This is a genomic window from Bacillus cereus group sp. BfR-BA-01331, assembly GCF_022663915.1.
In the GTDB taxonomy this organism is placed as follows: domain Bacteria; phylum Bacillota; class Bacilli; order Bacillales; family Bacillaceae_G; genus Bacillus_A; species Bacillus_A mycoides.
On record NZ_JAKUGJ010000008.1, the window covers coordinates 195,135 to 208,685 of the forward strand.

Consider the following 13,551-nt stretch of genomic DNA (forward strand, 5'->3'; position numbering starts at 1 on the left):
TTCAATAGTTTTTAAATAATTAGCAGCAATATCCACCATAGCCGCCGCCATAGCCACCATAACCGCCGTAACCACAAGAACCGCCGCCTCCGCCGAAGCAGCTAGCACCGATAATGATTAATAAAATAAACAATACGATTAGAAGCGCAAAGCCGCCTCCGCACCCACGTCTGCGGTCGCAATCATCATGTCTGTGTTCACACTTTTCGCCCATTACTCTATTCCTCCTTTAGTATCATTCATAACAAGATCGTCTTGCTCTAAATGAGGGGATTCCATTTATATTATGTTTTCAGGGCAAATCGGAAGCTTGGCACTCCTAAAAACGGGCTTGTTTCATGAAAAGAGCCCCAACACAAAAAGAGGATACCTTTAAATAGGCACCCCCTTCTTCTAAACAAACATATTAAGTAAAAGCGCAAAGCCGAATGCAATAAATGATAACAATGTCTCCAGCACCGTCCACGTTTTAAACGTTTCTTTTACTGTCAAACCTAAATACTCTTTTACAAGCCAGAACCCTGCATCATTTACGTGAGAAAACATTAATGAACCTGCACCGGTTGCAATAACGAGTAATTCTAAATTCACACCAGACATGTGCTGAATAACCGGTGAAACAATTCCAGCTGCTGTCGTTAATGCTACAGTAGCTGAGCCTGTTGCAATTCGTATTAATCCCGCTACCATGAACGCTAAGACGATCGGTGATAATGAAATATGTTCTGCCATTTGAGCGATGGCTGTTCCAACGCCGCTTTCAATTAATATTTGTTTAAATCCACCGCCTGCACCAATTATTAAAATAATGGAACCGACAGGTAGTAAACTTTCATCTGTTAATTTTTTAATCACCTTTTTATTAATTCCTTGTTTTATACCAAGCAAATAAAACGCTGCGAAACATGAAATAAGTAAAGCGATTACCGGACTTCCTACAAACACTAAAAATTCAGTTATTTTTTTCGGTAATGAAATATATGGTGCGACTACTGATAAAATCATTAAAACTACTGGTAATAAAATAATAAAGAATGAAGCTTTACGACTTGGCAAATCAGTAGATACTGTCGTAACTCGAACAAGCTCCGGTTCATTTTCAGGTATAACCCTCTTATGTACCCACTTTGCAAATACCGGTCCTGCAATTATTGCTGTTGGTAACGCGATAATCAATGAATACAATAGTACCTTTCCTAAATTCGCGTTATAAATACCAATTGCTGTCATCGCACCTGGATGCGGAGGCACTAGCCCATGTACAATCGATAATCCGGCAATAACAGGTAACGCAATTAACAATATATTTTGTTTCGTTGTTTTTCGAATTGAAATAACAAGTGGTAATAAAATGACGATTCCCACTTCAAAAAACACTGGAATACCTATAACAAATCCGGCGAATAACATTGCCCAAGGTAATTTTTTCACCCCGAAGAATCGAATGAAGAAATCTGCTACTTGCATGCCAGCCCCTGAATCAGACATCATTTTCCCTAAAATTGTTCCGAGAGCCAAAATGCCAACTAAATGCCCTAGTACACTACCAACACCAGTTTCATAGGCAGTAACAATTTTGGTCAAGTTCAGTCCAGACATAATAGCTAAAAATAGACTAGCAACTGTTAAACTAATAAACGCATGCCATTTCCACCATGATACCCCTAAAATAACAATTGCGATCGCAATTAACGTGACGATTAATAAGTATATATCCATATCCCATTCCCCTTCGATATGAAAATTTTTTACAAAAAAAGAGGGAATTAGTCCCTCTTCATTTTTTACACATCATAATTTACAACGTAATGCTGCATTTCCGTATTGTAGTAGCCTTCACTATATTCAATTACTTCGCCAACTTCATCGTAAGAATAGCGCATACGTTTTAATAACGCTGTTCCCTCTTTTTCGCCTAACGCTTCTGCAACGAAATTAGGCGCAAATCCAACAGCGAATTCATCTCTGAAGTTTTCTAAATGTATACCACGGTCCTCGACTAGATCATAGAGCGATTGTAAGTCAAAGTCCGCTAAGTCTGTACTTGCCATTTGTGCTGAGAAATAGTGCGTATAATGAATGTACGGAGTATCATTTAAAGCATATAGACGCTCAATACGAAAACTCTCTTTACCAAACAAACGAAATGGTACTGTTCCTTCTTCATTATGAACCACTTCTGCCTTTAGCAATTTCTTTTGTACTTTATAGCCTTCTTCCACTAACACTTCTGTAAATTTCTTTCCCTTTGAAAGCTTTGTCGCAGAAGTATTTCGAATGACTTTCGTTCCTTTACCGCTTTTCTTCTCTAAATACCCTTCTTGAACGAGCTCTTTAATTGCATTTCGTACTGTAATTTTACTCACTTTGAACTCTTCTTCTAATTGTGGTTCAGAAGGAATATTTGTATGAATGGCATAAACACCATGCAATATTCGATCACGAATAATATTTTTAATTTGTAAATATAATGGACCTCTTTTTCTCGTTACGTTCACCGTTACACCCACTACCTTTCTACATCACCTACTGATGCCGTCATTGCCCGAAGTATATCTTTCTCTGATGACATTGGCGTATCACCGACGATTGTATGTGCAAGCATTCCAGCTGCTGACGCAAATGAAACAGCTTTCTCTGGTGCAAACTCTTCTATCTCGCCATGAATAATTCCGCTCGTATAAGCATCTCCAGCACCTATTCTATCATATACAGAAAACGTAAGTGTTTTGGCAAAAGTGAACGTTCCATCTTTACATATGAATCCGCGAAGTGAGTGTGTATTATCGCTATTAATAAAACGATGTGTACCAGCAATTGTAGCGATATTATATATTTCTGCGACTTTTGGAATAAGATCAACAAGTTGTGCTTCTCGCTCCGTCTCTTCCGTTTTCATTCCAAGAACAAACATCGCATCTTTTTCATTCATCATTACAATATCGGCAAGGCCTAGCATTTCTTCATAATGAGGTTTCGCCTGTTCATACCCATCTTCTCCCCAAAGCGATGGACGATAATTACAATCAAAGACAACAGTGCCTCCGTTTTCCTTTACTGCTTTCGCTAACGATTTCATATGGTGACGAACAGTATCATTCATCGCAAGTGTAATTCCGCAAAAATGAACGATATCAATTTCTTTAGCGATTTCTTCAAATTGGTACATCTCTTCAGACGCCGTATTGAAACTACTTTCTAATCGGTTAGAATACGTAACGCGGCTTGCACGTGCGCCAAATCCAATTTCTAAAAAGTACATACCAACATATTTACCGCCTCTTGAAATAAACGGTGCTTGAATCCCTAGTTTTTGAATGTGCGATACCGCCGCATCTCCAACCGAATTTTCCGGTAAAGTTGAAATAAGAAGCCCTTCATGCCCTAGATGAGAAAGTGCTGCTGCAACGTTCACACCTGTACCTGAAAATGAGTAATTTAATGAGTTTGCTTGCGATAGCAATTCATACCCTGGCACTTGCAGGCGCATCATTACTTCACCAAATGCTGCAATTTTCTTACGCATATTGATCAACTAACTTCTTCACGACCGCTAGTAATTCACGAACATCTTCTGTTTTCGTATTACCAGTTTCTTTATCAATAATAGAAGAGTACACGTGCGGGATAACTTGCTCTACGTTTGCTTCTAATGCAATACGTACAATTGTTTCAAAGTTTTCTTTATCAATTCCGCCTGTTGGCTCTAATGCAAATCCTTCTTCCGCACATGCTTTCGCAACAGCGCGATATTCTTCTTCATGCGCTAAACCTTTCATTGGGAAGTATTTCAATGAATTCCCGCCCATATCACGTACAAGTGCGATAGCTGTTTTAATTGGAACGATTGCTTTCTCTTCTCCAGCTGCACTAATTGGACCAGTAGAAATATTTACGTACCCTACTTTTCCTGTAGGTGATACTAAACTATTAATCCAGCTATCTTTTCCGCCAAGATTTGCGCGCGTCGCTCCAACTGAAGGGAACACTTGGTTAATATGACTACCAGGATAATGCTTCGCAATTTCAGCTACAACTGCCGCTTGGCGATTATCTCCTGCTCCAAGTCCAATTGATACAGCGTCATCAATTTCTTTTCCGTATGCTTTCATTGCAGTTACTGCTTCTTCTACTGTCGGATAGTCTTTTGATAACACACCGACTACTACATAACCTTCTGCTGCTTCAAAAATGTCTTTCGCATTTCGGATATTGTTCGCTAATACATTTAATGCTACGCGGCCTTTATAAAAACGTTTTTGAATGTTTGTCATCTTAGTTTCCCCCTACAATTTCTCTCATTTTTTCTTCAATCACATGTATGTCATCGCCTTGAAGTGGACGTGGATCAATATCAAAGAACCCTTGTCTTACTCCGTAATCACGTGTGTAAATGGCGATTTCCCCTTCGCGTAACGCGGTCACAACATCTTTTGCAGTTTTATTTAATTCGTTCTCGTTAATATGAATACGCGCTCTAAAAATTGCTCTTCCAGCTTCATCTTGAACGATTGTTACATTTACACCGTTTAACTCTTTCAGCGGCATAAGCACTTGTAACAACTCTTTTTCTTGCTCACTCTTATCTTCTTTTACTCCGTACTCATCAAGCGCTTGAAGTAAACCGAAAGTTGTTTCTTTCCCAACTTTCATACTTCTACCGCTGCAATGTAATTGCACTTTCAACCATTCGATATATTTTCGTTTACCGCCGACAATACCGGAAGTAGGTCCTTCAATTGCCTTTGAACCGCTATAAATGGCTAGGTCTGAATACTTCACGTATTTTTGAATATCTTCTTCAGCTGCCGCATCAACGATAAGTGGTACATTATTTCGCTGTGCTACTTCCCACGCTTCTTCAACAGAAATCATATTTTTTTGCACTGCATGATGCGATTTCACATAAAGAATCGCTGCTGTATTTTCACCAATCGCATCTTCAATATGCTCTGCTTTCCCTTCATTTGCGTAACCGACTTCAACGAGCTTACCGCCGCCTAAATAAATCATCGTTTCAACAGGAGCACCGTATTGAACGTTATGACCTTTTAACATAATCACTTCGTTTTTCAGGATTACCTCTTGATGAAGTCGTTCACTCTTACGACGATTTCCTTCTGTAACGATACCAGCGATAGAAAGCGCAATTCCGCTTGATGCTGAATTTACAACAACCGCTGCCTCTGAATCTAGAATTCTCGCAATATGGTCTCCCGCTTTATCTACTAAATCAGCAATTTCCACATAATTTTGTCCACCATGTTTCATCGCATCCATAACTGTATCTGTAGGAGCGGATACACCTAAAATACTCATTCTACCGCTCGCATTAATCACTCTTTTTAAGCCGTACTTAGCATTCAATGAATGACCCATTGATTACAACCCCTTTCGTATCAATTCTTCTTTCAGCAACGCGCTGATCCCCTTCTGAATCAATTAACGTAATCGGTTCATCTTTCACCGTAAATAAAGTTAAGTTTGCAATATCCCCTTCTTGAATACGACCAAGCTCTGGTTTTTTCAGCCACTCTGCCGCATTTTTCGTAACCGCATCTATTACTTCTTCTAGCGGATACCCTAAATAAAGGAATTTCGAAAGAACGTGAGCCATACTGTAAACTGGACCGTGTATACGATTCTTCCGGTAAATATCTGTACTAATCGTATTAAAGGCAATACCGTGACGCTTCGCCGCTTCTGCTACTTTAAAAGAAAAACTAGCATTACCGTGACCAACATCTAAATGAACACCACGTTTCACTGCATCTAACAACACAGGTAGCGGTTTGCCTTCTTCATCAAATAAATTATTTTCTTTCCCGTTTAAGTAATGTGTAATGACATCATCTTTTTCTAAAAGAGGTACAACTTCCTCAATACGCGGAGGAGCTGAACCGATATGTACCATAATCGGCAATGATGTTTCACGAGATAAAGAGCGCGCTACGTGCAGCGGTTCAATTCCGCTATCACAAACGACACTTTTACTCATTCTCGCCTTTAACCCAACGATTACATCTTTATACTTTTCTACTGCATCTATTACTTTCTCTTTATCTATCCATTCCATATTGGATAATTCATCAATTCGTTTCAAACCGATGCGAGAAATATTTAAAAAGGCAAATAAATTCGTTTTTGCCTGCTCTCTACTTTGTACTAAATCTGCAATACGATCAGCTCCGCAGCTACCCGCATCAACAATTGTCGTTACCCCTTGCTTAACGCCAATTTCATCCACCTCATCGCCATACGGATCAAACTCTGGAAAAGCATGAACGTGCAAATCAATCCAACCACTCGATACGTAAGTACCTGAGTAATCAAGAACCTTTCCACCCTCGCCAGCACCAGCTTTCGTCACCTGTGCGATTTTATTATTTTTAACTACAATGTCAATCTCTTCCCCGTTCACACGCTTCACATTACGTAGCACGAATCGTTCTGTCATTGTATTTCCACCCTTTTCTATAAGAAGCCATAAGAATACGCTTACATTAAAGTTTCATTTTATATCTTTTTCACATATTTAGAGTAACATGAAAAAAACGAAAAGTAAATATAACGTTATAATGTTTGAGTGTAAATCATTTCGTTCTGTTAAAGAAGATTATAAATTAAAATCAACATTTTGGTGAGAGTTCCCAGTAAATATCAGGACAACCTATAAGCAGGAGGGATGTCCTTGGGATTTCGAATTTTATTATTTATAATCTTAATCACTTTGTATTTACCAATGACGGTTAGCGCAGATGCCCCATCACTCACTGCTGCATTTATTCGTGACCATCAGCTATGGATTAAAAAAAGAAATCAAGAAATACAAATCACAAAGAATCAATATGTGTATTCTCCAAAATGGTCGTATGATGGTAGGTTTCTTGGTTATATTGATAGTGATGAAAAGGGAGAAAAATCTAACCTATTCATTTATGATACTAAGGAGAAAATAAGCTATCAGCCTTATGTACGGGTCGTAACCTCTGACTTTAAATGGGCTCCTAACAAAAATCAATTGGCCTACACTGATCAAGGTGTATTAAACGTTACAAAAATAAAGAATGGTCGCCCACAAGGGTTTGAAAATGTATCACTTGGGATTAGTGATTTCGAATGGTTCCCGAACGGAAAAGAATTTATCGTTTCCTCACACTCCTGCTTGCGTCCTACTGGATGGGGTCCAATCCCACTTTATAGAATTCAAGTAGATGCAAATCTTGTTAAAGATAAAATAACACCTTTTTATACGATTCAAACAAATGAAACTGATTTATTTGCGATTGGTACTAACTATTTTAAGTGGAGTTCTGATGGAAAGTGGGTTAGCTTTTTGGCCACTCCTACTGCTTCCTTGTCAATGGATAGCAATACGTTATGTGTTATCTCATCAAAAGGGAAACACTTTCAAGCGATTGGTGAAATGCTAGGATTCAAAGATTGGATAAAGTGGGCTCCATCAGCCAATCAACTGGCCTATATTTCAGGAGAAGGAAGGTTTTTTGTAGAAAATAAAAAATTCACAGTTGCAGACATGATAACATCAAAACAACAAAAGGAATACACACCTGTAGGTTATGTAGACCTTGATTTGGAATGGTTCTCACCAGACAAAGTAATTGTGGCTCGTGCAAAAGAGAACAAGCAATGGAAGGAAGGTCCTGTTCCGACGATGTTCACAAAGCTTTATATTATCAATATAAAAACAGAAGAACAGAGACAAATCTCGTTCCCGAAAAAGAATGAACTTGATGAAGATCCTCAAGTTGTTGGATCTTATCTTACTTGGTTTCGCAAGAAGACTAATGTATATAAAGGTGATGTCTGGGTGAAGGATAGTTTAAATGGCCAAGAGTATATGTGGCTTAAGAATGTTGATGAGGCTCCCATCTTTTTTACTTTGAATTAAAAATTTCTTTTTCTATTATTAAGAATTGTATCTGCTCCTCTATTTTGATTCTCCCACTATAGAGCGCTATTATGGGAGAATCAAATTTTATCCCGCAAAATCCCCACTGATTAAAGTTTAATTTTTTTTCAAAAGAACCCCTATTCCTGAACCGTCACAATAACCCCATCCATATTATTCCCCGAAATTTCATACTGCTTATTCGCCGGAACATTCACTTTCATGTTCCCAGAAACTTTATAATAAGAAACCGTATATTTCTTACCTTCAACCTCAGTTGAAACTTCTTTTTCCTCTTTTAAGAAGTCCAAATATTCCTCTAACGTAATCTTCTTTTTTTGCATAATTGCGCTATGAGGTAGGCCGACATAACGTATGTGCCACGGCTCATATTGAATGCCCGTAATATTACTTTTATTTTTCGGATAACGTAAAACAAATCCGTGCTTCCATACGTTCTCTTCAATCCATTTTCCTTCAGGAGCTTTCTCCATTTTCTTTTGAGTAGACCCAACGTCGAGTGATAACCCTAAATTATGCTCACTATATCCTGCTGGAAGTGCATAATCCGATCCCATTTCTTTATATAATTTACTTTGTTCTTGAAAATCTCGGTAACCGCTACTCATTAAGAAATGCTGTACTCCATCTTTCCCAGCTGCATCGACAACGTTCAAAAACTTTTTTACAACACCCTCTGATAAGCGAAGATTTCTATCAAATATTACATAGCCTCTTACTAATTCACTATTGTGATTTACATTGACAATATCGGACCTAACACTATCTTTTTTAACCGGGTAATCCTTATTAACTAATAGTAGATCCCCTTTATAAATTTGTTCCTTTGTGACCTCTATCTTTTCAGTGTTCGCGGCTTTTACTTTATTATCTTTTTCTGCAATTTTAACATCGATCTCCTTTTGAAATACTGGTGATATATAAAAGCCTACACATGCTGTACATATTATAAAAAGAGAAATAAATACCCACTTTTTCATTTCTAGTTCCTCCTTAACGTAACTTACGTATAGAATAGAAAAAACTATTAAAATAAAAAGTGGGGTAAAGTTTAAATTTTTATTAAATTGCTTTGCTCTCTTCTTTTGGTAATCTCACTTCAAATATCGTTCTAATTACGTTACTTTCAGCAGAGATTGTCCCATCATGCTGTTCGATAATATTTTTTGCGATAAATAGCCCAAGGCCTGTTCCGCCCTTTTGCTCTGACCTCGCCTTATCACCTGTATAAAACATATCAAATAAATATGGTAAATCTTCTTCTGGAATGCTATCGCCGTAATTAATAATTTGTACAACTACCTCTTCATGATCAATATATCCGTTCACATCAACAAACTTTCCATCGTATCCATAGCGAATCGCATTCGTTAAAAGATTTTCAAATACTCGAGCTAACAATTTCCCGTCACCGTTAATAGGTAAATGCGAATCCATATTCAATCTCGCTTCTAAACCTTTTTTTTCTAATAACGGATATAATTCTTCATCTAACTGTATAAGTAATTCACTTATATCAATCGATCTTTTTTCAATTTGCAACATGCCATAATTCATTCTCGTTATTTCAAATAATTCATCAATTAAGCTTTCAAGCCTTTCGGATTTCGTAAAAGCAATTGTAGAAAAATGTTTAATTTGTTCCTTCGTTAAATTCTCATCTTTAAGAATTAAATCTAAATACCCTAAAACAGATGTTAGCGGCGTTCTTAAATCATGAGCTAAGTTGACAATGAGCTGATCTTTACTACTTTCCGCAAAGTCTCCTCGTTCAACCGCTTCTTTTAATTTTTCACTCGCTACATTAATTTCGCGTGCGATATATCCAAACTCATCATTTGATGAAACACGAACTTGATTTGAAAAATCTCCGTTCGCAAGATGATGAATCCCCTTCGAAATCTCATCAAAATATTTTAAATACGGTCTAGTAAGGAAGAAGAAAAACATAATGGACAGAGGAATAAATACAATTAAAAAGAAATTAATGTCCCCAATTTGTCTTACCATTGAACGAAATTGGGCTAAAGGATCCTCATAACGAACTGCTAATTTATAATAGAGACGTAGCCCCTCATAAATTAAATACGTTACGCCACCAGCTAATATCATACTTAACGCAAATAGCATAACCATCTTCGAGCGAAAGCTTCTCATCTTTTTAGCCATTGAAAGTATAACCTACCCCCCACACTGTTTTTATTAACTTATCCTTTCTTTTATCTTCCCCAAGCTTTTTTCGCAAAGTACGGATATGTACCATAACTGTATTTCCACTTTCGTAATACCCTTCAGCCCATACTTGCTGAAAAATATTTTCCACACTATACACTTTCTTCGGGTGACTTGCTAATACATATAAAATATCAAATTCTTTTGGTGTTAATTCAATTGGCTCTCCGTACACATTTACTGTTCTTCGCTCAGGATCAATAACAATCCCACCAATTTCCAAAGCTAATTTACTTTCTTCTATTCTCGGCTGATTTAACGTAAGAAAGCGGCGTAGTTGTGCATTTACACGTGCAACTAATTCAATCGGTGTAAAAGGTTTCGTCATATAATCATCCGCACCTAATACAAGACCTGTCACTTTATCAAAATCAGATGTTTTCGCACTTAAGAAAATGATTGGCATGTGGTGCTTGCCGCGAATTTGCCTCGTCACTTCATATCCATCCATTTTCGGCATCATAATATCTAAAACCACTAAGTCAATTGGCTGAGTTTGAATAATATGCATGGCTTCTTCTCCATCAGCTGCTTTAACGACGTGGTAACCCTCTTTTTCTAAATGTATTTCAATTAAATCAGCAATTTCCGCTTCATCATCAGCTATCAAAATTGAAATGCGCTTCATTTTAGTCCCCCTACTTTATTCTGTTTTCATACGCTCGATTGTAAACTAGTCTATCCAATTTGTACAATAAGAAAAGGCTACCCGTAAGAGTAACCTTGATAAATGAAATTATATCGGCGATTTTTTAAATATATCGACTTACCGACAATTAACGACAAAATCCTACCGCTATTTGCGGGCGTCCTGATTAAAGATTAATCCTACCGCTCCAAAATAATCCGCTGCTTCGTGATTTCTGCTAACCTCCCGCGATTTACTTCATACTCAGCAGCAACGCTTTGCGGTACCCTTACTTTTCCGCCTTCAAGCATCACTTCTGGTGAAATGATATCCTTCTCCCAATGTCTACTAGAAGCAGATATATCTCCAGGAATCGTAAAGTTTGGCAAAGAGGCAAGTGCAACATTTTGAGCTCGTGAAATCCCCATCTCTACCATACCGCCGCACCAAACAGGGATATTATGCTCCATACAATAATTATGGATTTGAACGGATTCTGTTAATCCGCCCACTCGCCCTGGTTTAATATTAACGACGCGGCAACTGCCAAGCGTAATCGCAACACGTGCGTCTTCTAAACTATGGATGCTTTCATCTAAACAAATCGGTGTTTCAATTTTCTTTTGCAGTTGTGCATGATCCATAAAATCGTAATCCGCTAACGGTTGTTCAATCATCATAAGCCTAAATTCATCTAGTCGTTTCAACTTCTCCGTATCCGCTAATGTATAAGCTGAATTTGCATCAGCCATTAACGGGATATTCGGAAACTCTTTACGAATTTCTTTCAGCAATTCGTAATCATGTTCTGGCTTTATTTTCACTTTAAAGCGCTCGTATCCTTCTTCCGCGTACTTCTCGATTTGTTTTAGCATAACCGGAATCGTATTGATCCCAATCACAACGCCGACTTCAATTTCAGACCTATTTCCGCCAAGCAATATCGCTAACGACTGCTTTTGACGCTTCGCATATAAATCCCAAACAGCACCTTCAATTCCGGCCTTTGCCATTCGGTTTCTCTTTATATGTTGGAACAAAGACGGTACTTCATTCGGATGAGAGATTTCAGATTTCAATAAATCTGGTAATAAAAAATCCTGAAGTACATGCAGCGCTGTCTTCACCGTTTCTTCCGTATACCACGGTTCAGAAAATGCAACGACTTCACCAAAACCAATGTATCCATCCGTATCTTCTAATTCAATGACGATACTTTCACGCTTTTCATAAGTCCCGTAACTTGCGGCAAACGGGATAATGAGTGGCATTTCCGTTATATAAAGTGTCGCTTTTTTTATTTCCACCTACATCTCCTCCACTAATTGTCTTAACTCTCGTCTTAACAATTTCTTCGAAGCATTTCGTGGTAATTCCTCTAAGAAACATGCTTTCTTCGGCACTTTATATTTCGCTAATTTCTCTTCGCAAAAACGAAGAATTTCTTCTTCTGTTACCTCTCCACTTTTTACAACAAAAGCAGCTGGTACTTGTCCCCAACTTTCGTCAGCCATACCGACAACACCCGCTTCTGCTACCGCCGGATGAGAGAGTAACACTTCTTCAATTTGAGCTGGATATATATTTTCCCCGCCAGAAATAATTAAATCACTGCGTCGATCTAATACGTATAAAAATCCTTCCTCATCTAAATAACCGAGGTCACCAGTATGAAGCCATCCGTTTTTAATTGTCTCACTCGTCGCATCTTCACGGTTAAAGTAGCCACCTGTTACGTTCGGTCCTTTTACTACAATTTCTCCTTCAGCACGGGGCGGCACAACTACGCCGTCTTTTTCAATACGAAGCTGACACTGAAATAGTGGTTTTCCGGCTGATCCTACTTTCGTTAACATGTAATCTGCTGTTAACGTACAAATTTGCGATGACGTTTCTGTCATACCGTACGTTTGATACACAGGAATTCCTTTTTCCACACATGTTTCTAATAACGGCTTCGGTGCTGGTCCTCCCCCAAGTAACATGCATCGTAAAGAAGATGGATATGTACCTTCGCCAAGTCGTTCTAATAAATCTGTTAGCATTTTAGAAACGACAGAAATAATCGTAACGCCTCTCGTTTGAAGTGCTTTATGAATAAAATTAGCATCATATTTTGGAACGAGTAAAATGCGCATACCGTACATAATATTTTTCATTAAAAGCGATAACCCGCCAACGTGGAACATTGGCATACAAGCTAACCAACAATCATCATCACGAAGTCCTAAATTAAGCGCGGAACCGACTGCACTTGCCCAGTGGTTACCGTACGTTAAAATAACGCCTTTCGGTTTCCCTGTCGTCCCTGACGTATAAATAATTGTCATCGCTTCTTCTAAAGAGAATTCTTCTTGTATAAATGCTTCCGCCTTCGGTCCTTGCATCACTTCAGCAAATGAATATACCGGAACATTTTTCGTCTCAAACTCTTGATCCGTCACTAAACAAACAACTTCCGCATCACCCATTTGCCAAAGTAGCTCTTCTCTTGAAAGACGCGTATTTAAAAGTACAGCTACTGCACCTATGTAAGATAGAGCGTGAATAACTGTAATCATCTCCATACCATTTTTCATCAGAACAGCCACCTTTTGCGCCCGCTTCACTCCTACATGCGTGAGGTGTTCACAAACAGCTACTACTTTTTCATGTAACTGCACGAAGGTAACCTTCTCTTCCTCTATTTCAATTGCAGTGCGATCAGGTGTTAAAAATGCACGTTGCATTAACCAATTCGGCATCGTCTCCATCACTC

13 protein-coding genes are annotated in these 13,551 nt (G+C 38.2%); 1 reads left to right on the forward strand and 12 read right to left on the reverse strand.

Annotated elements, in window-relative coordinates; translation table 11 throughout:
- Positions 1-19: 19 nt before the first annotated feature.
- The 7 genes from MR155_RS17060 to MR155_RS17090 all read right to left on the reverse strand — a co-directional run bounded on the left by MR155_RS17060 (position 20) and on the right by MR155_RS17090 (position 6,457).
- Positions 20-214, reverse strand: coding sequence for a YjcZ family sporulation protein (locus tag MR155_RS17060; RefSeq protein ID WP_219301123.1), 195 nt, complete (start codon positions 212-214; stop codon positions 20-22).
- Positions 215-393: 179 nt separating this feature from the next.
- The gene (gene gntP, locus MR155_RS17065; protein WP_242310642.1) at positions 394-1,719 is read right to left on the reverse strand and encodes a gluconate permease GntP; all 1,326 of its coding nucleotides are present in this window, start codon (positions 1,717-1,719) and stop codon (positions 394-396) included.
- Positions 1,720-1,784: 65 nt separating this feature from the next.
- Entirely contained in the window at positions 1,785-2,510 is a 726-nt protein-coding gene (locus tag MR155_RS17070; protein ID WP_002015828.1) for a GntR family transcriptional regulator, read from the reverse strand.
- Positions 2,510-3,526 (reverse strand): sugar kinase, encoded by a 1,017-nt coding sequence (locus MR155_RS17075; RefSeq protein WP_242310644.1) that lies wholly within the window; start codon positions 3,524-3,526, stop codon positions 2,510-2,512. The genes MR155_RS17070 and MR155_RS17075 overlap by 1 nt, the downstream gene beginning before the upstream one ends.
- A complete protein-coding gene (gene dagF, locus MR155_RS17080; protein ID WP_000181936.1) occupies positions 3,519-4,274 on the reverse strand; it encodes a 2-dehydro-3-deoxy-phosphogluconate aldolase in 756 nt (251 codons plus the stop codon). Before dagF ends, MR155_RS17075 begins: the two co-directional genes overlap by 8 nt.
- A 1-nt stretch (position 4,275) precedes the next feature.
- Positions 4,276-5,379 (reverse strand): DgaE family pyridoxal phosphate-dependent ammonia lyase, encoded by a 1,104-nt coding sequence (locus MR155_RS17085; protein ID WP_087962806.1) that lies wholly within the window; start codon positions 5,377-5,379, stop codon positions 4,276-4,278.
- Complete coding sequence (locus MR155_RS17090; RefSeq protein WP_242310646.1) at positions 5,357-6,457, reverse strand: amidohydrolase/deacetylase family metallohydrolase; 1,101 nt, start codon at positions 6,455-6,457, stop codon at positions 5,357-5,359. Before MR155_RS17090 ends, MR155_RS17085 begins: the two co-directional genes overlap by 23 nt.
- Before the next feature lie 234 nt (positions 6,458-6,691).
- Between MR155_RS17090 and MR155_RS17095 the strand changes: the two genes are divergently transcribed.
- Entirely contained in the window at positions 6,692-7,912 is a 1,221-nt protein-coding gene (locus tag MR155_RS17095) for a translocation protein TolB (protein WP_242310648.1), read from the forward strand.
- A 140-nt stretch (positions 7,913-8,052) separates the two neighbouring features.
- Here the strand turns inward: MR155_RS17095 and MR155_RS17100 are convergent, their stop codons facing one another.
- The 5 genes from MR155_RS17100 to MR155_RS17120 all read right to left on the reverse strand — a co-directional run bounded on the left by MR155_RS17100 (position 8,053) and on the right by MR155_RS17120 (position 13,546).
- Entirely contained in the window at positions 8,053-8,913 is an 861-nt protein-coding gene (locus MR155_RS17100; RefSeq protein ID WP_242310650.1) for a M15 family metallopeptidase, read from the reverse strand.
- A gap of 82 nt (positions 8,914-8,995) precedes the next feature.
- Positions 8,996-10,102, reverse strand: coding sequence for a sensor histidine kinase (locus tag MR155_RS17105; protein WP_242310652.1), 1,107 nt, complete (start codon positions 10,100-10,102; stop codon positions 8,996-8,998).
- Positions 10,095-10,793, reverse strand: coding sequence for a response regulator transcription factor (locus MR155_RS17110; protein ID WP_219301116.1), 699 nt, complete (start codon positions 10,791-10,793; stop codon positions 10,095-10,097). Before MR155_RS17110 ends, MR155_RS17105 begins: the two co-directional genes overlap by 8 nt.
- Positions 10,794-10,993: 200 nt before the next feature.
- Positions 10,994-12,100: an o-succinylbenzoate synthase gene (menC, locus tag MR155_RS17115; RefSeq protein WP_242310654.1), complete on the reverse strand. Its 1,107-nt coding sequence runs from the start codon at positions 12,098-12,100 to the stop codon at positions 10,994-10,996.
- A complete protein-coding gene (locus tag MR155_RS17120) occupies positions 12,101-13,546 on the reverse strand; it encodes an o-succinylbenzoate--CoA ligase (protein WP_242310656.1) in 1,446 nt (481 codons plus the stop codon). It lies immediately after the preceding gene.
- Positions 13,547-13,551 lie beyond the last annotated feature (5 nt).